This is a genomic window from Prosthecobacter sp. GW821-HT29F12, from assembly GCF_058803405.1.
In genome coordinates, this window is sequence record NZ_CM179517.1 from 1,135,127 (window position 1) to 1,156,370 (window position 21,244).

Below are 21,244 nucleotides of genomic sequence, written 5' to 3' on the forward strand. Positions count from 1 at the left end.
TAAAATGCGCTAACTCGGCCAGTGAGTGCGCGGTGTGGCGGAGGGCGACGTTTAATCGACAGATGTTGAAGTTGCTGGTGCCACACCCAGGCTGTGGGCGAGCTTCATGGCATCGTGCGGGGCGTGGACTTTGACGTCGTTGTCGAAGTAAACAAACACATCGCGCCCGCTCTTGCGGGCAAGGAGGTTTGGGCGCATGCAGGCTGCTGCCTGCCGGGGTGGTGCCGCGATGCCAGGCGCGGATTTTGCGTGACCACCTGGCGAGGGCCTGCGGAGTGTAGCCGCTGACGTACAATTCGGCGTCTCCATGCAGGCGCACGTAAACGAAGTCGCTTGTCACATCCTCCATCAGCGGCCACTTGCCGGCGGTGTCCGTCACGACGAGGGCGATTTTGTGACGTCGGAGTAGCTCGACGAACTCGCGCTGCTTAAATGAATCATGGCGTACTTCGAGGGCGTGACGCAGCGGACGATTGGGCGTCGCGGGCGTGGAGGCGCGGCCTTTGAGAAAGGAGTCATGCCTGCGTGCCAGGGCGGCGGCGGCGCGAGTGTCACGCGGTAGCAGTTTGAAGAAGGTCTCCAGCAGCGCGCGGTCATACTTCAGGCTGGGCGGGAGCTGCCAGAGGAAGGGGCCGAGTTTTTCACGCAGCAGCAGCGGGCCGGAGGCAAAGAAATTGGCCAGCGGTTTTGCGACATCCCGCAGGCGTCTGATGTGCGTGATGTAGCGGCTGCCTTTCACTGTGAAGACAAAGCCCTCCGGGGTGACGTCATGCCAGTGGCGGTAGCTCGCGGGCTTTTGCAGCGCGTAAAAGGAGCCGTTGATCTCGATGGTGGACACGTGCCGGGAGGCATATTCCAACTCGCGTTTGTGAACCCACTTCTTCGGATAAAAGGGCCCGCCGCGCCACGGCGGATAAGTCCAGCCTGAAATGCCGATATGGATGGCGGGTTTCATCACGCGATCGATTTGAAGGCGGGCAGCTTTTGTTTCAAGGTGAGCACCGGGGCAAAGAGGTCGCCGTGCTTCTTCACGCGCTTGAGCACCTCGGGGACTTCAAAGGAGAGCTTCTTCTTGCGATTCCATGCAGAGGCCACTTCGGCCCAGGTCACCGGGGTGGAGACGGTGGGGGATTCCTTGGCGCGCAGGGAGTACACGCTCACGGTGGTTTTGTGGTCGTCATTCTGGCTCCAGTCCAGCAGCACCTTGCCCTCCCTGAGCTTCTTGAACATTTTATGAACTACCAGATCCGGGCATTCGCTTTCCAGCGCCAGCGCGACGGCGGAGGCGAAGGCTTTGGTCTTCGCATAGGTGACGGGGGTGTTCAGCGGCACATACACCTGCAGGCCTTTGGAGCCGGAGGTTTTCGGGAAGGACTGCAGGCCCAGTGAATCAAAGCAGTCTTTCAGCAGCAGTCCCACGCGGCAGCAGGTGAGGATGTCGGCAGGCGGGCTGGGATCGAGATCAAAGGCCAGCACGGTGGGGCGGGTGACGGCGGTCTTGCGGTGCAGGAAGGTGTGAAATTCGAGATTCGCCAGATTGGCCGTCCACACCAGCGTGGGCAGGTCATTGACCATGCAGTAGTCGATTTTACCGTCGGACTTCGCCACCCGCGTGGTCTTCACCCAGGCTGGGCGGTGAGCGGGGCACTGCTTCTCGTAGAAGAAGAATCCGTTCACGCCATCCGGGTAGCGCTTCAGCGTGAGCGCACGCGAGTTCAGGTGGGGCAGCATGTGCTCGGCGATGCGGATGTAGTAGTGAATGACATCGCCCTTGGTGAAGCCGGTTTCGGGATACATCACCTTGTCCAGATTGCTCACGGGCACCTTGACGCCATCGACTTCGAGCTGGGTGTGCTGCGTGCTCATGGGGCGGTGGTGCGTTCGCGGATGACTTCACGTGCGGGCTTGTCTTCACGCAGGCCGAGGAAAACGGGCTGGCGCAGGCGCTGGTCGCGCGTCCATTCAGCAAACTTCACCTGGCAGACTAGCCGGGGCTTGAGCCAGGTGCAGTGCTTCATTTCTGACTGCGTGATGCCCTGTCCCCAGCGGCCGCTGCTGTCGGCAGGCAGATTGGCAAAGGGGCATTTCGTTTGAATGAGCGGCTGAAACTGCTCATGCAACTCGCGCAGCATGTGGGCATCGAAACCGGTGCCGACCTTGCCGACGCTCTGCAGCTTGCCATCGATATGCACACCCACGATGAGAGCGCCGATGTGCTTGCGGCTGCCTGCGGGCTGCGTGTAGCCGCCGATGACGACCTCCTGCTCCTGATTGATCTTGAGCTTGATCCACTGCCCGCTGCGGCGTCCGGCCTCATACACGGAGTCGGGCCGTTTGCCGATGAGGCCCTCCAGCCCGAGCTTTTTCACATGCTTCAAGAGCTCCGCCGCCTTTCCATCAATGGAGGAGGAATAGTGGATGACCTGGGAGTCTTTGAAGAGTTTGCGCAGGAGGGCTTTGCGTTCCAGCAGGGGCAGGCCGGTGAGATCACGCTTTTTCAGCCGCAGCAGGTCAAACACGTAGTAGCACAGCGGCGGCTGCTCCTGGCCGAGATCGTAGGCCTGCAGCAGTTGAAAAGAGGAACGGCCTTTCTCATCCAGCGCGGTGATCTCGCCATCGAGTATGCAGTCCGGCAGCGCCAGCTTTTGCAGCGCCTCAGTGACTTCGGGAAACTTCTCCGTCATGTCCTTCTCGGTGCGTGAGATGAGGGCAGTTTCTTTGCCATGCTTGATGGTGAGCGCGCGGAAGCCGTCGAACTTCACTTCGTAGATCCAGTTGTCATCCGTAGGCGGCGCAGACATCGGCTTGGCCTTCATGGGCTCGATGAACAAGGCGGAAGTCGCCGCGGAAGGCGGACTGTTCTTCTTGGGCTTGGTGACATTCTCGGGCGTGGGTTTGGGCTTCGCCACCACCTTGGGTTCAGAGGTCTTCTTTGGGCGTGAGCTGGTCCAGGGCTCGGCATCGGCCAGTTGCTTCATGTGACGGCCGGAGAGGGCGGAGGTGTCATCCATGCGCTTGCTCACGGGTTTCATGTCATCGCCACCACGAATGAGCAGCCACTGCTTTTCATCCCGCAGGCGCACGAGATACCATTCACCCTGCAGCTTGGCGCCGTTGAGGGTGAAGTGCAGCTTGCCACCCGCGAGTTCCTTCAGCGGGGCCTTGGAGGCAGGCTCATAGGTGCCGGTGTCCCACACCATCACGGTGCCGCCGCCATACTGCCCCTTGGGGATGGGGCCTTCAAAATCGATGTAGGAAACCGGGTGGTCCTCCACCTCCACCGCGAGGCGTTTTTCGCCTTTGGCAAACGGCATGCCCTTGGGCACGGCCCAGGATTTCAGCGTGCCATCCAGCTCAAGACGGAAGTCATAGTGCAGGTGGGAAGCAGCGTGCTTTTGCACCACGAAGCGCCGCGCACCGCTGCTCTTTTCCTTTTTGCCTTTGGGCTCGGCGGTCTTCTTGAAGTCGCGCTTCTTCTTGTAATCGCGGAGAGACATGGCGTGGGATCATGCCGCCTTTTTCCGGCCTTTGGGGTGCTTTGCCGCCGCCTTCTTGGCGGTGGTCTTGGCGGCGTGTGCCGGGGTGCGTTTGGACTTGGAGGCCGCCAGGCTCTCCTGCAGCACGGACACGAGATCGATCACATTCGCGGGCTGCTTCTTCTTCGCCGCTTTGACCGGCTTGCTGTCCCCATGGGCGACTTTGTCCTCGATCATGTCCTCCAAGGCTTCGCGGTATTCATCTTTGTACTGCTCGGGCTTCCACGGGGTGGTCATGCTTTCGATGAGCTTTTCCGCCATGCTGATCTCCGCCTTGGCGGGCGCTTTGCCCTCGGGCGCCTTGAGCTCGGATCGGTCCCGCAGTTCATCGGGGAAATGCATGAGCTCCAGCATGAGGTTTTTGTCCTGCGGCTTGATGGCGGCCAGATGCTGCCGTGTTTTGATGACCACGTGCGCGATGGCGATCTTGCCGGTCTTGTTCAGCGCATCCCGCAGGAGGATGTAGGCCTTGCCGCCGCCTTTGCCCACCTCCAGATGGTACGGCTTGTAGAAGAGCAGCGGGTCCACATCCTCAAGGGCCACGAAGTTCATGATCTCCACGGTTTGCGTGGCCTCCACGTCCACGCGCTTGAAGTCCTCCTCCTTGAGCACCACAAACTTGCCCTTCTCATATTCGTAGCCCTTCACGATCTTGTTCCAGGGAACCTCCTTGCCGTCTTTTTCAGCCACGCGTTTGTAGTTCACGGGGCTGAGGTCCGAACCGCGCAGCAGGCGGAACTGCAGGTCCTCACGCCGCACGGCGGGATACAGTGAAACAGGGATGGTGACGAGACCAAAGCTGATGGTGCCTTTCCAGATAGCTCTCATAGGATTCACCCATGTATCGCGGCTCTGGGGGGCGGTGCGTCTGTCAATTCGGCATGACGCTGGCTCAGGAGGTGGGCGGGGCGATTTGTTTGGGCAGCTTGGTGAGGCGGTAGCGCTGGATTTTGTACTGCAGGGCGCGGCGGCTGATGCCGAGGGCCTGCGCGGCTTCCTCGCGGTTGGAGGTGACTTTGAGCAGCGTCTGGCGAATAAGCTCGGCCTCGACCTGGGCGAGGGTCATGCCGGGCTGGATGGCGATGGTGTGCGGCTCGCGCCTCCCCTGGTGCATGGCCGGTGGCAGATCATCCAGGCCAATGGCGGCGTGCGGTACGGTGACGACGAGGCGCTCCACCAGATTGCGCAGCTGGCGGACGTTGCCGGGCCAGCGCAGGGTTTGAAAAAGGCTGAGCACCTCGGGTTTGAACTTCTTGGGCCGCCGACGGTGCTTGGTGCAGAAGTGGTCGGTGAAGGATTTCACGAGCGGGGCGATGTCCTCCGCACGTTCGCGCAGCGGGGGCATCGTCACGGAGACGATGTTGAGCCGGTAAAAAAGGTCTTCCCGAAAGGCTCCGCCGGTCACCGCCTCGGCTTCCAGATCTTTGTTGGTGGCGGCGATGATGCGGGCGTTGGCACGCTCGATTTTATGACTGCCCACCGGGCGGTAGGTGCCGTCTTCGAGCACGCGGAGGAGGTCGCCCTGGCCTTTGCGGGAGAGATCCCCGATCTCATCGAGAAACAAGGTGCCGCCCTGAGCGAGTTGAAAGCGGCCTTTGCGGTCGCTGACGGCTCCGGTGAAGGCGCCGCGCACATGGCCGAAGAGCTCCGCCTCGATCAAGTTCTCCGGCAGCGCGGCGCAGTTCACGGCGATGAAGGGCTGGGCTTTGCGGCGGCTCTTTTCATGGATGGCGCGGGCGACGACTTCCTTGCCGGTGCCGCTTTCGCCGCCGATGAGCACGGTGACGTCCGTGGGTGCGATCTGCTGGATAAGGCGGCTGATGTCCTTCATGGCGGCGCTGCTGCCGGCGAAGATGTCGGGGTCTGAGCGGCGGCGCAGGCGCTGCTTGATCTGCTGGTCCTCGGCCACGAGGGACTGATGATCGAGGGCCTTGCGGACGGACTCGGCGAGCTGCGCGGCGTTGACGGGCTTGGAGAGGTAATCAAACGCGCCTTTGCGCATGGCCTCCACGGCGGTGTGGATGGTGCCTTTGTCGCTGAGAAAAATGAACTGCGTGTCCGGCGTGATGCCGCGTACTTTTTCCATGAGGGCGACGGCGTCGATGCGCTGCGCGTCGAAGGATTTGACGACGACATTGAAGAGCTCTCCGGCGGCGAGATTCAGCGCATCGCTCTCATGCGAGGAGACGGAGACCCTGTAGCCGACTTTGGCCAGCACATCCCGGATGACGCGGGCGGAGGTGGCATCACGGTCAAGGACCAGGATGTGGATGTTGGCGGGTTCCATGGAGCCGGAACAACGTTGCACTGGAAGGGCGGTGCAAGTGCAGAATTTGCACACGAGTGCGGCTGGTGGAAATCAACCGCAAACTGGCATGGCGCTGGAGGCCTTGAGGTACAAGGGCTGGAGCGTCTGCAAGGCCACTTGGCCCCGGAAATGCAATCTCAGGGGATGTCATGCTCAAATCCTCCCTCCCACGCCCCTCCTCATCCCGCACCCCGTCTGACAGCGAGCTTCTGCAATCGAAGAAGGACCAGGACTTCGACCTGATCTTTCCAGAGGCCATCGGCAGGCTGTCCGCCTGCCACTGGAGCCCGGTGCATGTGTGCCGCACGGCGGCGCAGTTGCTCGTCGTGCAGCCCGGCACGCGGGTGCTGGACATCGGCTGCGGTCCGGGGAAATTCTGTGTGATCGGCGCCATGACGACGCAGGGCCACTTCACGGGGGTGGAGCAGCGGGGGAAGCTGGCGCGAACCGCGCAGGACGTGGTGAAAAAGCACCATGTGCCGCGGGTGGAGATCGTGCATGGGAACATCCAGGACGTGAACTTCCGCGACTTTGAGGCGTTCTATCTCTTCAATCCGTTTGAGGAGAACATCATGCCCGCGCTGCGGATCGACTATGATGTGGAGCTGAAGCCGGAGCTTTACACGGAGTACTCCGCGCATGTGCAGCAGCAGCTCCTGCGGATGCCCATGGCGACGCGGGTGGTGACTTATTGCAGCGACGGCCTTGAGATCCCCGACTGCTACGCCTGCGTGAAAACGGCCTTCACCGACAAGCTGAAGCTGTGGGTGAAGAAGCACCCGTCTCCGGACTACGCGCATGCCGCCGCGTTTTCTGCGGATGATCGCAGCATCCCGGTCGGAGTGGAGGAGCACGCCTGCGCATGAATTCCGCCCTCGCGTGGCTGGAGGTCCTGCGCCGTCCTCTCGACGAATCCTCCTCCACGTATGCCCTCCATTTTGACAACCCCACCCACCCCGACCAGCCCATGAAAACCACCGCCACGCTCATCGAAGACCTCTGCCAGCTCAGCGAGCTGGATGCCGCCAGACGCCGCCTGGAGCCCAACAGCCCGCGCTGCAAAGAGCTGAAACTGGAGGCCGAAAGCGTGCGCGAGCGCCTGCCCACGGCGATCCTGCACCACTACGATCTGCGGATTTCCAAAGGCAAGCGCGGAGCGGCCCGCATGCGGAACAACACCTGCGGCGGCTGCCATCTCTCGCTGCCCAGCGGCCAGCTTTCGGATCTGCGCCGTGAGGATGCATCACTGCAAGTCTGCGGCTACTGCAGCATCTTCATTCTGCCGGAGATCGCCCCGCAGCCAGAGGCCGCCGCCGCCGCGCCTGTGGTGGAGGAGCCCGTGGCCGTGAAGAAGCCGCGCAAGAGCAAGGCCAAGGCTCCGGCCGCAGAGGTGCCTGGAGAATGAGGCGTGGGCATCCTGCCGGATGGTCCGGTGGGAAATGCCAGCACGTGGTATGGCGGGGATTACGCCTGATGCTCCAGGTACTTGATCACGGCCTCGGTGCGGGAGCGCACGTGGAGCTTGGAGTAAACGGCCTTGATGTACTCGCGCACGGTCTCGTAGCTGATGCCGAGGTCATGTGCGAGTTCTTTGGGGACCATGCCCTGGGCCAGGCGTTCCAGGACCTGGCTTTCGCGCGGGGTGAGGCAGGGGATGTCCTTCTTCTGCGGCGTGGCCGGAGTCTGGAAGGATTTGATCAGCAGGCGTGCGATGTCCTGGCTGAGCGGCGCGCCGCCTTCGCTGGCCTGGCGGATGCCGGCGGCGATTTCGTTGGGCTTGGAGGATTTGAGCAGGTAGCCGTTCGCACCGGCGCGGAGCGCTTCGAAGACTTTGGCCGGATCGTCATGGATGGTGAGCACGACGAAGGCCGTCTCGATCAGGCGCGGTGAAAGCTGGCGGATGAGTTCGATGCCGGAGATTTTGGGCAGTTCGAGATCGACGATGACCACGTGCGGCCGGCTGTCGATGATGGGCTTCACGGCTTCCTCCGCCGTGGCCCAGGCTCCGGCGAACTCAAAACCATGCGCCGCCTTCTGGATGAGCTTTTTCATGAAAAGCCGCAATGTGGGGTCATCTTCCACGACAGCGACACGGAGGGGCTTCAAGGCGGGGGAGTCGGACATTTCATTAATAACGACAGTAATGCCGGGTTGAGCAAGGCGAATTGGTGTGCCGCCATTGCTGGCCGATCCTTAGGAATTGTTGCTTGTGCCGGGAGACAAATGCTTTTGCGGTGACCTGAGGCTGACTAGCTCAGGCACAGCATGAGCTTCCTGAGCTCCGGCGCGGCGGATGCGACGGATTGCTTCAACTGCGCAGTGAGGACAGGCTGGCTGGTGCGCAGGTTGTTCTCCGCAGTTTGCTCCAGCTCGCGGCTGAGCGTGTGGATGGATGAGAGGCCAAAGAGGGAACTGGTGCCTTTCAGGGAGTGGGCGGTGCGGCGCAGCGCGGCCTGATCGTCGGTGCCCGAGAGTTTTTCGAGCTCATGGATGCGCTCCGGCGTGTCTTTGAACCAGTTTTCGATGAGTTCGAGGGCGTTCTCGGTGCTCAGATCCTCCACCAGCTGCTGGATGGCCTCCCGTGCAGCGGAGGTGTCTTCGGCGGACCACTGCGAAGCTGCCGGAGTTTTGGCGAAAACCTGGACCTGCTGCAGGGCTTCAAGAAGCGGCCGGGTGCGCAGGGGTTTGGAGACGTAGTCATCCATGCCGACGGCAAGGCAGCGCTCGCGTTCGCCTGCCTGCACATTCGCGGTCATGGCGATGATGCGGCAGCGCGGGCGCTTCCAGTGCGGGCTGGCTTCGAGCTGCCGGATGGCGCGCGTGGCTTCGTAGCCATCCATGTTAGGCATGTGGCAGTCCATGAGGATGCCGTCATAAACACCGCTGGCAAAGCGCTCCACGGCCACTTCACCATCGGGGGCCACTTCGGCAGGGTAGCCGTTCTTTTCCAGCATCATCATGGCCATGCGCGCATTGACCTCGTTGTCCTCGACGAGGAGCAGGCGCGGCTTGATGCCGCCGCTGGTTGCCTGAGGGGCGGTTTCTGCACGCACTTCCGGCTCTTCCTGCACGGGCATCTTCTGGCTTTCGACGACGCGCAAAGGCAGCCGGATCCAGAAACGCGAGCCTCGGTGGCGTTTGCTTTCCACACCGATGCTGCCGCCCATGAGTTCCACCAGACGCTTGCTGATGGCGAGTCCGAGGCCGGTGCCGCCGAAGCGCCGCGTGGTGGAGCTGTCCACCTGCGTGAAGGGCTGGAAGAGCTGGCTCTGCTGCTCCTCTGTCATGCCGATGCCAGTGTCCGTGACGCTGATTTCCAAATTCGCGGCGTCGGCGGCGGTGGCGTTTAACCGGCTCACCTGAATGCGGATGCTGCCTTCATCGGTGAACTTGATGCCGTTGCCCACGAGGTTCATGAGGATCTGCCGCAATCTACCAGGATCTCCCATGAAGCAGTCTGGCACGTCTGAGCCGATGCGTACAATCAGTTCGATGGAACGTGAGGCCGCCTTGTGCTGGAGAAGATCCACGACGCCGCTGATCACGGAATCCAGGCCGAAGGCTTCCTCCACGAGATCCAGCTTGCGGGCTTCGATCTTGGAGAAATCGAGGATGTCTTCGATGATGGTCATCAGGGCATCACCGCTGTGGCGCACGGCATCAATCATCTCGCGCTGCTGCGCGGCGAGCTCCGTGTCGAGCAGCAGGGAGGACATGCCGATGATGCCGTTCATGGGTGTGCGGATCTCATGGCTCATGGTGGCCAGGAAGTCGCTCTTCGCCTGGCTGGCGGCCTCGGCTTTTTCTTTGGCGATCTTGAGCTCGCTCTGGGTGCGTTTGAGTTCCGTGATGTCTGACTGCACGGCAATGAAGCGCACGATGGTGCCTTCCTTGTCTTTGATCGGGGTGACATGAAACTCCACCCAGTAAGGCGCGCCCGACTTGGTGTAGTTCAGCAGCTGCGCCTGAAAGGACTCCCCTTGGCGCAACTTCTTCCCAATCAAGGCCACCGTTTCACGGTCCGTCTCAGGCCCCTGCAAGACATCGCCGGGCTTGCGCCCGAACACCTCGCCGAGGGTGTAGCCCGTGCGTTTGACAAAGGCGTCGTTGACCCATTCAAAGCGGCCGGAAGCATCCGTGATGACGACGAGGTTGTCGGTGAAGCTGGCCACGAGAGAAAGCTTCTCCAGTTCCTGCTGATTCCGCCTCTGCTTGGTCACGTCATGCATGGAGCCAATGATCCCGGAGCCGTTCAAGGCCGAGATGGCGATCTCCATGCACACCACCTCGCTGTCAAAACGCCGCATGTGGATCACAGGCCGGGCGGGGCCGGAGGCCACGCCGCCCTCGATGATCTTGGCCAGCAAGGGCTGGTCATCCACCACCACGTAGTCACGCAGGAGCGTTCCGGTGGACGCCGCGACTGAGTAGCCCAGCGTGGTCGTCCAGGCTTTGTTCATGAACACCAGCCTGCCATCGCCATCTGTTTCGAACACGATTTCAGTGAGGCATTCCACGCGCCGTCGCATGCGTTGCTCAGACTCGATCAGAGCCTCGGTGAGGCGGTAGGTCGCCTCCACGTGGATGTCTGTCAGCAATGTGGAATGTTCGTTCATGGACGAGTCGCTTGCGCAGCAGACTTGGACCTTCTGTTTTCTAGGCAGCCAAGGCTGTGGCCATCAGACCGGAGAGCGGCATCTCTGCTTTCAATTTTTCATTGGTCGCCACTTCGCCATAAAGGGGGAAGACATAACTGCAGAAGAAGTCCTGCTCCACCGGCGTGCGCGCTGAAGTGCAGTCGGAGAGGATCGTCACCTTGTAGCCCCGCTCGTAGCCTGCGCGTCCGGTGGAGTCAATGCAGAGGGAGGTGACCATGCCGGCCACGAGGATGTTCTTGATCTTGCGCTCTTTGAGGACGTCTTCGAGGTTCGTCGAGGAGAAGGCGTTGAAGCCCACCTTGCCGGAGACGTAGGTGATGCGGTCGCCATAGGCCAGGAGTTCGGGGATCGTTTCCGCACCGAAGGAGCCTTCTTTGAAAGCGCCCACCTGCTTGATGGTGTCCAGAATGCCCACGGAGTTTGCCAGCGCGCGGTAATCAGGTTTCAGGATGATCGGCGTGGAGATGATGGTGAGCTTTGAAAGCGCGAAATGATTCAAGAGATCAAGCGTGTGATCGAGCGTGCGATCCACGCGGTCCGCCTCCTCCACCACGCCGCGAAGAATGCCATTGGCGGCGAAGTAATCGTTTTGATAACCCACAAGAATGAGTGCGGTGGATTCAAGGTCGAGCATACGGATGGAATGTTGGAGTGTTGGTTGTTGTTGGATCAGGGGGCTTTGTGAAGCGCCTTCATTGTTCGCCGCCAGCCACGCCGAAGCATCATCCGCAGTTGAGGGGGAGTGTGGGTGGTGGCGAGAGTCGCTGGAACCAGCCTTCGCGAAAGCTTTGAAGGGCTGGCTGCGCTTTCTCCTTTGCTATTGAGCTTCGCATTCCAGTGAGACAACTTTCGTCTATGAGCAGTCCTGTCTAGCCAGGCGCAGTCTTGCCAAGGCCAATGAGCAGCGGGCCTCTGCCCCATCAAGCTCCCGGAGGGAGCAGAGAAGGTAGCCGGTGGTGAAACGAGGCTTGGCGAGTGAGAACCACCGGATCACGTGAGCCTGGCACCCAAGCTCAAGGATGCATGCCGAAGGTATGCGAGAGCCGTGCGCAGACTCCTCGTGGACGCTGGGCGGCGAAAACACTTCTCGCATACCTCCGGCATGCGTCTCTGAATGGAGATGGGGTCATCGCGGGGTCCGGTGGTTCCCGCTGCAACGCTGCGCGGTTTCGCTCCACCACCGGCTAATCTTTCGGCACCCTTCGGGGGAGCCCGGACTACTGCAAACCAGCGATGAGCTTCTTGATCTCCGGGACGGCGCAGGCAAAGAGCTGCTTCAGCTTGGCGATGAGGGCGGACTGCCCGGCGCGCTGGTTGTTGTCGGCGGTTTGCTCGATCTCACGGCAGAGCGTGTGGATGGAGCTGAGGCCGAAGAGCGAGCTGCTGCCCTTCAAGGAATGCGCGGTGCGGCGCAGCGTGGGCTGGTCGTCGCTGCCGGCGAGTTTTTCGAGTTCGAGAATGCGCAGAGGGGTGTCGGTGAACCAGTTTTCGATGAGCTCGATGGCGTCTTCGGTGCTGAGCTCCTCCGACAGTTGCTGGAGGGCGTCACGTGCTGCGGTCGTGTCTTCAGCAGACCACTTGGGAGGCTCAATGATTTCCTCGGCTTCCGCGAGTGCTTGCACGCGGTTCAGGGCTTCGATGAGCGCCTTGGCGCGCAGCGGCTTGGAGACGTAGTCGTCCATGCCGGCGGCCAGGCAGCGCTCGCGCTCACCGGTCTGCACATTGGCGGTCATGGCGATGATGCGGCAGCGCGGGCGTTTCCAGAGCGGGTTGGATTCGATCTCACGAATGGCGCGCGTGGCCTCGTAGCCATCCATGTTGGGCATGTGGCAGTCCATGAGGATGCCGTCATAGACACCGCTTGCAAAGCGCTCCACGGCCTCCTCGCCATCGCGGGCGACTTCGCCAGGGTAGCCGTTCTTTTCGAGCATCATCATGGCCATGCGCGCATTGACCTCATTGTCCTCGACAAGGAGAAGGCGCGGCTTGATGCCGCTGGCGGTTGAGTGAGGGATGATCTCACTGCTCGCGCCCACGTCGTCCCTTGGAATCATCCTCTGGCTTTCAACGACACGCAGGGGAAGCCGCACCCAAAAGCGCGATCCTTCCAGGTGCCTGCTTTCCACGCCGATGGTGCCGCCCATGAGCTCCACCAGACGCTTGCTGATGGTGAGGCCGAGGCCCGTGCCTCCGAAGCGCCGTTTGCTGGAGCTGTCCACCTGCGTGAAGGCCTGGAAGAGCTGGCTTTGCTGCTCCTCCGTCATGCCGATGCCGGTGTCCGTGACGCTGATTTCGAGGTTGGTCGTGCCGGGAGCTATGCAGTTCAGTGTTCTCACCTGGATGCGGATGCTGCCTTCATCGGTGAACTTGATGCCATTGCCCACGAGGTTCATGAGGATCTGCCGTAATCTACCAGGATCTCCCATGAAGGAGGCCGGCACGTTGGGGGCGATTCTGACAATCAATTCGATGGAGCGCGAGGCCGCCTTGTGCTGAAGCAGATCCACGACGCCGCTGATGACGGAATCCAGGCGGAAGGCTTCTTCGACGAGTTCGAGCTTGCGGGCCTCGATCTTGGAGAAGTCGAGGATGTCCTCGATGATGGTCATGAGGGCCTCGCCGCTGTGGCGCACGGCATCCACCATCTCGCGCTGCTTGTCTGCAAGCTTGGTGTCCAGCAGCAGGGAAGTCATGCCGATGATGCCGTTCATGGGCGTGCGGATTTCATGGCTCATGGTGGCGAGGAAGTCACTCTTGGCCTGGCTGGCGGCTTCGGCGATCTCCTTGGCCTTCAGCAGCTCCTGAGCCGCGCGCTTCTGCTCGGTGATGTCTGAGCCGATGCCGAGATAGCCGGTGACCTGGCCCTGCATGTCAAAGAGCGTCGTGACGCAGAGGAGCACGGGAAAGTGGGAGCCATCTTTGCGGACGTAGGTCCACTCACACACATCCGGTTTGCCGAGCCGAGATTTGGCGACGAAGGTCTCGAAGCCGGCTTCGATGGGACGGCCGAGTTCGATGGTGAGGGCCGCAGCGCGTGCCGCGATTTCTTCAGGCAGATGAAAGGAAGCCGGTGTCTGCAAACCGATGACCTCTGCGGCGGTGTAGCCCAGATGCTGCTCGGCGGCATGATTGAAGGTGACGATGGTGCCATCAGGCGTGGTAGAAATGATGATGTGGGCGGCGCCATCGAGAACAGCCTTCTGCAAGGCGTTGGAACGCCAGAGCTGGTCTTCGGAGCTTTTGCGCACCATGAACTGGCCCATCTGGTTGCCGATGCCTGCGAGGGCCTGCAGCAGCTGTTCGTCAGGATCGACGGCTTCACTGGCAAACAGCTCCACGACCCCCAGAATTTCCCCGTCAGCGATGATGGGAAAGGCGATGGATGCGCGCAGCTGACAGCTCAGGGCGCAGGCCACCCGCGGATGGTCCGGACTTTGCTGGAAATCACCACACCACTGGCTTTGCGCCGTTTCCAGGACGTGGCCGGGTGTGTGCAGGCCTGTGCCAAAGCGCAGCCTGCTGCTCAGCGCGATGAAGGGGGCGATGTCCCTCAATGGATCATGCCAGAGTTCGGCGAGGCGCAGAGCTTTGACATCCACCTCAAGCATCCAGAGCAGTCCGGCGGTCCAGCCGAGCTGCTGGCAGATCATTTGAATCACTTTGGCAGAGACCTGACGCACCGTGCCTGGCTCTGCGAGGATGCGGCTGGCGGAGTACCCCAGCTTGCGGCGTTTTTCATCCCGCTTGCGCTGAGTCACATCGCTCTCGATGGCCATGAAATTGACCACTTCACCGGCTTCGTTGCGGATGGGCTGAATCTCCAGCGAAGTCCAGTAGCTGCGGCCGGAGCGGTGATAGTTGAGGATCTCGGTCCTGACGCTTTTGTGCTCCCTGACCGAGCTGCTGAGCAAACGCACGGTGGCGGGGTCGGTGCCGGGCCCTTGGAGAAAGGAGCCGGGCTTGCGCCCGATGACCTCCGCCCCCTCCCAGCCCGTCATGCGGGTGAAGCCTTCATTGGCCCACTCAATGCGGCCCTGGGCATCGGTGACGATGACGGCGTTGTCGGTGCGTGAGGCGACGAGGGCGAGCTTGCGCGAGTTGGCCTCCTGCTCCCGCAGCAGGGTTTGCTGCTTTTTGAGGCGGTTGTTAAGATTGATCAAATCCGCCGAGGTCATGCGCTGTGCCTGCAGGACTTGGAGGAGATCGAGCGTCTGATCATGCACGGCGAAATCACCCATGCTCAGGCCGAGTCTTTCCACTTGATCAGGCTCCGTGAGCCATGGTGTGGCGAGCATGATGCCCAGGTGCGGCTCATTAAGGATGATCACCTGACCACGCAGCAGGCATTGATTTTGGCGGCTGCGCAGCAGCAGCAAATTGTCCGGCATGGACCTGGCAACGGCATCACTGAACTCGCCCGCCGGGCGGATGGCCAGGAAAAGATCCTGCAAGCGCACCCCTGGAGCTGCCTTCGGGCATACTTTGACCAAGGATGGGCCGGCTTCGAGGATGCGGTCATTTTCATCCCAGGCGAAGTAGAATGGAAAGGCGCGGAGAAATTCCTTGCTGGGAATGCTGCCAATGATGCCGGTCCCGCTGTGGCTCATGCGTCGAGGAGAGTCCAGTTCACTGCAAAGATGTCATGGTCTGCACCCGCCGTTTTCATGGCGATAATCTTGATCGTTACGGGTGTTTTGTAAAGCTTGCCAAGGCCCTGCACGATGCCGACGACAAAGTCCGTGAGCCCCGGGCGGTGAGTGAAGTAGTGCAGGCTCATGGAGTTGTCCTGCATGTCCTGGCACTCAAAGCGCGGGGGCTCCAGATTGGGGTAGATCATCTGTACACGCGTGTGGAGATTGGGCAGGTTGATGAGGAACTCCTTCAAAGTGGCGCCGCCAGAGCGCATCATGACGCCGTAGCCGTGGGTGGCCGTTTTCAAAATCCAGTGCTCACCAAAGGCGATCAAGACGTCACGAGTGGAGACGCCCAGCACTGCGGAGGCAGCGCTCACGAGCTGGTAGGTGATGTCATCCGAATAGCCCTCATGGCTGATAAACACCTCAATATCAACGCCTGCCTTCTGCTTGATGAGCTGCCAGCGATCCTCCCCGTAATTGGAGATGACGAGGTCTTCGATGGCTTTGTTGACGAGTCCGTACATGAATGAAAGTGAGGGAGATGGAGGGGAAGGGACAATGAACTACGAGGAACTTTGGTGCAGCCCCTGTTTTCCTACACCCTCCTCATTTGGGGGGGGATGAGGGGGATGCGGGCACAGTATTGAGGGGGAGTTTTTTTTCGTGCAATGGCGCGGGCATGCTGGCATACCATGAAGAAGAATTCACCCGTAGCTGACTGCGCCGCATGTCCCTTTCCTCTTCTTCCGCCGAGACACCGAGATCCAGCTCTGCTGGAGCACCGCTGGGCTGGGAGCCACCAGCGCCGGAGGAACTGCAGGACATGCTGCCGCAGTATGAGATCACCGGCTTGATCGGGCGGGGCGGGATGGGGGCGGTGTACCGGGGCAGGCAGTTGACTTTGGACCGGGCTGTGGCCATCAAGATTTTGCCGCCGGGGCTGGATGAGACGGACGCGACCTACAGCGAGCGCTTTCGCAATGAGGCGCTGGCCATGGCCAGGCTGAACCACCCGGGCATCGTGGCGGTGTATGACTTTGGCAGCACCAGCAATGGCATGCTGTACATTGTGCTGGAATTTGTGGATGGCACGGATGTGGCGCAGATGATGGCGAATCAGGGGCGGCTGCCTGCGGCGCATGCCATGGCGATCACCGCGCATGTGTGTGATGCGCTGAAGTACGCGCATGAGCGTGGCATTGTGCACCGGGACATCAAGCCGGCAAACATCATGGTGGGCTATGATGGTGTGGTGAAGGTGGCGGACTTTGGCCTGGCGAAGATGAGCAAGGGCGGGGACAGCACGGGCATGACGCAGAGCGGGATGACGATGGGAACGATGCACTACATCGCCCCGGAGTCGCTGACGCTGGGCGTGGCTGTGGATCATCGTGCGGACATCTATGCCATCGGGGTGATGCTGTACCACATGCTCACCGGCGCGCTGCCGCAGGGGATGTTTGAGCTGCCGTCCCAGCAGGTGCCGGGGCTGGACCCACGCTATGACGGCATCATCAGCCGCGCTTTGCGCAACGACCGTGAGCTGCGCTACCAGACCGTGGTGGAACTGCGGCGGGATCTGGACGCGATTATCGCTCAGCCGGTGGCAACGGTGGAGGCGAATGCCCGCAAAGCCCCCGCTGCGCTGAACACGATGGAGCGCCCTCAACGGCCCGAGGGGCAGCCGTATCGCCCGCCAAACTGGCAGGCTCCGCCGCCAGTCAGGAATCTCAATCTGGGCTTCTGGCTGCCGGTGCTGGGCGTGGTGGCGGCGCTGGCGGGCTTTGTCTTCTGGTCTGAGCAAAGCAAAGCAAAGGGCAAACCAACGGTGGAAGCTGCGGCAGGAAAGGCTGCGGCAGGCACCGAGACCGAGGTGCCGAAACCCGTCTTTACCAACAGCCTGGGCATGCAGTTCATACCCGTGACGGGCACGCAGGTGCTGATGTGCATCCACGAGACGCGCAATCAGGATTACAAGGCCTATGCAGCGGCAGTGAAAGGGGTGAACCCTTCGCCGATCTACTCGGACAAATCAGCGGTGGATCAGGCCGAGGACCACCCGATTCGCAATGTGAGGTACCTGGATGCCGTCGGCTTCTGCGAGTGGCTGAGCAACAAGGAGGGGCGGAAGTACCGTCTGCCAACCGATGAAGAGTGGAGCCTGGCCATGGGCATCGGCCCGGCGGAAAAGCGTGCGGCTGGCGACACACCGGAAACGCTGACCCGCAGGCCCATTCAAGAGTTTCCCTGGGGCAGCACTCAGTGGCCGCCGCCGCCAGGTTTTGGCAACTACGGGGACACCGCGTGGAAGGCGGCCTTTCCGAAGGAGCCCAAGTTCATCGAAGGCTACACGGATGGCTTTCCCACCACGGCCCCGGTGATGACTTTTCCACCCAACCGCCAGGGGCTCTATGACATGAGCGGGAACGTCACCGAGTGGGTGCAGGACTGGTGGAATGCCGAGCAGAAGGACCGCACCTATCGCGGTGGCGGCTACAGCAACCGCGAGCCGAGAGACCTGCAGCCCTCCGCACGCGGGCACCATGCTCCTTCTGCAAGATACAGCAACGGCAACCAGGGCTTCCGCTGCGTGGTGGAGAGGGAGAAGTAACGGCACTGACCGGTGGCTAGGAGCAAGATTCCAGCAGAGGGCGGAAGGAACGGATGTTTGAGTAGACGCCGCTCAAACGGTGCGGGCGCATGCTGTGCTGGGTAATGTCATAACTTCCGCTGACCGCCCGAAACGCCTGACCTCCTGGCTCGACAAACAGGGAGACGCCCAGCCTGCTGTGCAGCAGCGCTGGCTCATGCACGCAGGATTCCAGCACGGTGTCGATGATGGCCAGGCAACCCTCCAAGGCCGTGGGCGCATCGGCAAGGTCCATGGGCAGCGGCCCGATGTTGACGACGAAGCAACGGCAGGGTGTCGGCACGGATGCCACGTCGACCGGCATCTCAGTCATCGTGAGCCTGGCGATGCCGGTGGCTGCACGAATCGAGTGTTCAATCTGAACTGCAGAAGGAGTCACGCGTCAGGATCATTCAGACTTGGGCCCTGCCTGCGGGCCTTCTTTGCCACGGCGCATGTCGATGTTGAAGTGGCCGCCGATCTGGCCGCGAAAATGATGGGGGCCTGCCATGGCGAGGGATTCGGTGCCGTACTGATCCCAGCGCAGCACGAGCAAGGGGGTGCCGCCTTCGGCGGTGAGCGTCCACCTGGCGGTGGTGCCCTGCTGCGCGGTGGTGGCGGTGCCGTCGGCATGGAGGGTGAGGATGTCCGTCCAATGCGGGTGCGTGACGCGCCATTCGCCCACGATGGTCCAGCGCGTGTAAACGTCTCCGCTCACGGCGACTTCTCCGCGGCCGGGCGAGGCTTTGGATACAGATGCGCTGACAGCGCCGGTCTGGGCGACGAGGCAGCAGGCCGAAACTGCCAAAGCTGCGAGGGTGAGGTGAAATTTGTTCATGAGGTGCGGGGAAACTGGGTTGCTGGCGAATGAGCGTATGAAATAATGCGCTTCGAAGCAATGCTTAAAAAAAGTGGAGCACCGATGTCATCGCTTTCCTCGGGCTCCGGCCCCCCGGTTCATGAAGGCTCCGGACGGAGAGAGGCAATCAAACAAACGGCACCCCGCTTTCACGGAGTGCCATTCGAGGGCAGGCGGGCTCAGCCACGTTGCATGGGCCGCTGCTATGAGTTTGAGAGACTACCGGATGTAGCCGCCGCCCTGCATGGGAACGGAGCTGCCGTAGGCGCGGTGGTCGCCGCCGTAGTAGTACTGGCCGTTGTGATAGTAACGGTTGGGGTAGGTGCGGCCCTGGTAGTTGTAGTTGCCGGTTTGATACTGGCCGCCGGAGTAGTAGCGATTGCCGACCTGATAGGCGTTGCCAGAGTAGTTCCGAGGCAGGGCGCTGTAGGTCTGGAAGCCGTTGTTCTGCTGGATGTAGGCGTTGTTTTGCACGGGAATGGTGCTGCCGTAGGAGCGGTGGTTGCCGCCGTAGTAGTACTGGCCGTTGTAATAGTAACGGTTGCTGTAGGGGCGGCCCTGGTAGTTGTAGCTGCCGGTTTGATACTGGCCGCCCGAGTAGTAGCGTCCATTGACGAGATAGGCGTTGCCCGAGTAGTTCTGGGGCAGCGTGGTGTAGGTGTTGTAACCGCTGCTGACGTAGCCGGGCCCGCCGCCATTGCCGTTGTAGCCGCCGGTGAACTGCGGATCCACGCAGGAGACCAGCGAGAAGGTGAGGAGGGCGGTGGGGAGAAGCAGTGCTTTCTTGAGGTGGGCGGGTTTCATATACGAAGCTTGGGACAGAAGCCGGGAAGATGAAATGAGGTGTATACCCCATGCCGGCCTGCTTTAAAACGAGTGCCTTGGCATGCGCGGCACCGCACGGCGGAGCGGATGATTTCCTCTGCCGGTGGGCGGAGTCGTCTGGCGGATCGACGGCCCTGCATCATGGATGGCATGATGTGGTATTCAGCGCCGTGCTCGAACACGTTAGCAGATTCTGGCGGAGAGGGATTGTCCCGATCCCTCACGCCTGCGCCATGTCCGGCGCTTGCGAGCAGTCTTGAACACGCTTCAGATGGGGGGCAGGATGATTCCCCTCCGTCGGCAGACCTGTTTTCGCTGGATCAGGGGCTGAGTTGAGTGCCATGCGCCACGCTGCCCTCGGCCGCACCTGCGGCGCATCATTTCGTGGCGGTCATGGCGGGGACGAGCGCCGGGGCGTTCGGCGAGCCGAGGCCGGTCACGAGGTCGTAGCTGGGGTTGCAGAAGTAGGCGCCGTTGGAGCCGGAGATGATGTCGAAGAAGTCGGTGTAGGCGCTGGTGGCGGTGGAGTAGAGCTGGCTGCCTCCACCGGTCATGGTGGTGGTGCGTGAGGCATTGATGAGGGCCTGCTGAGCGGCCCACTGCGGAGCACCGGCGCTGGTGCCGCCCACCTGGATCCAGCCGGTGGTGTTGTTGTAGTTGGAGATGTAAACGGGGAAGCCGGTGTATGGATCTGCATCGTAGCTCACATCGGGCACGGTCCGTCCGGTGCCGGCGGAGAAGCTGGTCTGCCACGCGGGCTTCTTGCAATACGCACTGGTGCCGCCGCCGCTGCCGGACCAGCCGGTTTCAGCGAGGGCTGTGCCGGTGCTGTCCAGCTGCAGGGTGGTGCCGCCCACAGCGACGACGTAGGGGGATGCCGCAGGCCAGATCACGCCTGCGCCGCTGTCTCCGGAGGAGGCAAAGAAGGAGACTCCGGCTTTGTTGAAGTGGGAATCGTAGCTGGCCTCCGAGGAGAACTCAGCGGCGCCCCAGCTCATGGAGACCTGTTTGGCTCCGAGGGTTTTCACGGCGTAATCGACCGCATTGAGCAGATTGCTGATGCTGGCGCTCTTGGCCACGACGACGACGATGCGCGCCCCGGGAGCAATGGCATGCGCCCATTGTACATCCAGCGTGGTCTCCAGCGCCCAGCCGCTGTTGGCGGCTGGTTTGCCCTGGGGATAATACACCGCGAGCGTCGCCTGCTGAAGGCCAAAGGTGGTGCTGAAGACCTTCAGGTCATTGGCCAGTGAAGGGCTGCCGTAGGCATCCACGATGGCGATGGTCTGTCCGGCACCATTGCCGCTGATTTTATCAAAGCCGTAGGCATGGCGGATCTGTGCGGGTGTGTAGCCCGTGGGGCTGGTGGTCGCCATGGGGGTGGCGCTGGAGGCTCCCCGGGCCCAGAGGGGGGCACGCGCATGGATGCGCTCAATCTCGGGAGCCGAGCTGCTGACGCGTTCCCGCGGTCCTTCGTCCTGGTCCACTTGATGAAAGTCCTTTCGATTTTCGGCGGAAAATCCTGGCGTACAAACTGCCAGCGAAGCCAATAACAGAAGCGAAGGAAGAGTTGGTCTCATATGGTTATTATAATAAGTATGTAAAACCACTTATTTTGTCAACGCAATAAGTGGGGGAGGGTTGGCTGGGATAGCGGGGACTTGTTTTGAACGGGATCCTTGGGCGGCCAGAATCGCTTTGCCGCCCTGTTTGCGGCGATGAGTCCCTGCAGGGGAAGCGTGGTGTGAAGTGGGTGATTGAGATTGAAAGGGCTCCAGTTGCGGTGACGCTG

16 protein-coding genes and 1 pseudogene are annotated in these 21,244 nt (G+C 61.4%); 3 read left to right on the forward strand and 14 right to left on the reverse strand.

Annotated elements, in window-relative coordinates:
* Positions 1-51: 51 nt before the first annotated feature.
* The 5 genes and pseudogenes from AC3RLQ_RS04700 to AC3RLQ_RS04720 form a co-directional block, all read right to left on the reverse strand.
* A pseudogene (locus AC3RLQ_RS04700) lies at positions 52-955 on the reverse strand (DUF72 domain-containing protein).
* Entirely contained in the window at positions 955-1,866 is a 912-nt protein-coding gene (gene ligD, locus AC3RLQ_RS04705) for a non-homologous end-joining DNA ligase (RefSeq protein WP_493034807.1), read from the reverse strand. The pseudogene AC3RLQ_RS04700 and the gene ligD (AC3RLQ_RS04705) overlap by 1 nt, the downstream one beginning before the upstream one ends.
* Entirely contained in the window at positions 1,863-3,497 is a 1,635-nt protein-coding gene (gene ligD, locus AC3RLQ_RS04710) for a non-homologous end-joining DNA ligase (protein ID WP_493034809.1), read from the reverse strand. Before ligD (AC3RLQ_RS04710) ends, ligD (AC3RLQ_RS04705) begins: the two co-directional genes overlap by 4 nt.
* A gap of 9 nt (positions 3,498-3,506) precedes the next feature.
* Entirely contained in the window at positions 3,507-4,364 is an 858-nt protein-coding gene (gene ku, locus AC3RLQ_RS04715; RefSeq protein WP_493034811.1) for a non-homologous end joining protein Ku, read from the reverse strand.
* A gap of 64 nt (positions 4,365-4,428) precedes the next feature.
* Positions 4,429-5,823 carry a sigma-54-dependent transcriptional regulator gene (locus AC3RLQ_RS04720; protein ID WP_493034813.1) on the reverse strand — a complete coding sequence of 465 codons (1,395 nt, stop codon included), beginning with the start codon at positions 5,821-5,823 and terminating at the stop codon, positions 4,429-4,431.
* A 170-nt stretch (positions 5,824-5,993) separates the two neighbouring features.
* Between AC3RLQ_RS04720 and AC3RLQ_RS04725 the strand changes: the two genes are divergently transcribed.
* Positions 5,994-6,710 carry a class I SAM-dependent methyltransferase gene (locus AC3RLQ_RS04725; protein WP_493034815.1) on the forward strand — a complete coding sequence of 239 codons (717 nt, stop codon included), beginning with the start codon at positions 5,994-5,996 and terminating at the stop codon, positions 6,708-6,710.
* The gene (locus AC3RLQ_RS04730; RefSeq protein ID WP_493034817.1) at positions 6,707-7,249 is read left to right on the forward strand and encodes a hypothetical protein; all 543 of its coding nucleotides are present in this window, start codon (positions 6,707-6,709) and stop codon (positions 7,247-7,249) included. Before AC3RLQ_RS04725 ends, AC3RLQ_RS04730 begins: the two co-directional genes overlap by 4 nt.
* A gap of 59 nt (positions 7,250-7,308) precedes the next feature.
* On the opposite strand, the gene AC3RLQ_RS04735 is transcribed toward AC3RLQ_RS04730, so the two are convergent.
* The 5 genes from AC3RLQ_RS04735 to AC3RLQ_RS04755 form a co-directional block, all read right to left on the reverse strand.
* Positions 7,309-7,968, reverse strand: coding sequence for a response regulator (locus AC3RLQ_RS04735; protein WP_493034819.1), 660 nt, complete (start codon positions 7,966-7,968; stop codon positions 7,309-7,311).
* Between the two features lie 125 nt (positions 7,969-8,093).
* Positions 8,094-10,460, reverse strand: coding sequence for a PAS domain-containing hybrid sensor histidine kinase/response regulator (locus tag AC3RLQ_RS04740; protein WP_493034821.1), 2,367 nt, complete (start codon positions 10,458-10,460; stop codon positions 8,094-8,096).
* A 40-nt stretch (positions 10,461-10,500) separates the two neighbouring features.
* Positions 10,501-11,136 carry a cysteine hydrolase family protein gene (locus AC3RLQ_RS04745; protein WP_493034824.1) on the reverse strand — a complete coding sequence of 212 codons (636 nt, stop codon included), beginning with the start codon at positions 11,134-11,136 and terminating at the stop codon, positions 10,501-10,503.
* Between the two features lie 583 nt (positions 11,137-11,719).
* Positions 11,720-15,109, reverse strand: a complete 3,390-nt coding sequence (locus AC3RLQ_RS04750; RefSeq protein ID WP_493034826.1) for a PAS domain S-box protein — start codon at positions 15,107-15,109, stop codon at positions 11,720-11,722.
* Positions 15,106-15,663 carry a heme NO-binding domain-containing protein gene (locus tag AC3RLQ_RS04755; RefSeq protein WP_493034828.1) on the reverse strand — a complete coding sequence of 186 codons (558 nt, stop codon included), beginning with the start codon at positions 15,661-15,663 and terminating at the stop codon, positions 15,106-15,108. Before AC3RLQ_RS04755 ends, AC3RLQ_RS04750 begins: the two co-directional genes overlap by 4 nt.
* Before the next feature lie 203 nt (positions 15,664-15,866).
* On the opposite strand from AC3RLQ_RS04755, the gene AC3RLQ_RS04760 reads away from it, so the two are divergent.
* Positions 15,867-17,750, forward strand: coding sequence for a bifunctional serine/threonine-protein kinase/formylglycine-generating enzyme family protein (locus AC3RLQ_RS04760; protein ID WP_493034830.1), 1,884 nt, complete (start codon positions 15,867-15,869; stop codon positions 17,748-17,750).
* A gap of 16 nt (positions 17,751-17,766) precedes the next feature.
* Here AC3RLQ_RS04760 and AC3RLQ_RS04765 read toward each other — a convergent pair whose 3' ends face one another.
* From AC3RLQ_RS04765 to AC3RLQ_RS04780, 4 genes are all read right to left on the reverse strand, one after another.
* Entirely contained in the window at positions 17,767-18,168 is a 402-nt protein-coding gene (locus tag AC3RLQ_RS04765; RefSeq protein ID WP_493034832.1) for a hypothetical protein, read from the reverse strand.
* Between the two features lie 9 nt (positions 18,169-18,177).
* On the reverse strand, positions 18,178-18,606 hold the full coding sequence (locus tag AC3RLQ_RS04770; RefSeq protein ID WP_493034834.1) for a hypothetical protein: 429 nt from the start codon (positions 18,604-18,606) through the stop codon (positions 18,178-18,180).
* A 240-nt stretch (positions 18,607-18,846) separates the two neighbouring features.
* The gene (locus AC3RLQ_RS04775; RefSeq protein ID WP_493034836.1) at positions 18,847-19,431 is read right to left on the reverse strand and encodes a hypothetical protein; all 585 of its coding nucleotides are present in this window, start codon (positions 19,429-19,431) and stop codon (positions 18,847-18,849) included.
* Between the two features lie 398 nt (positions 19,432-19,829).
* Positions 19,830-20,939, reverse strand: coding sequence for a S53 family peptidase (locus AC3RLQ_RS04780; RefSeq protein WP_493034838.1), 1,110 nt, complete (start codon positions 20,937-20,939; stop codon positions 19,830-19,832).
* Positions 20,940-21,244: the final 305 nt, after the last annotated feature.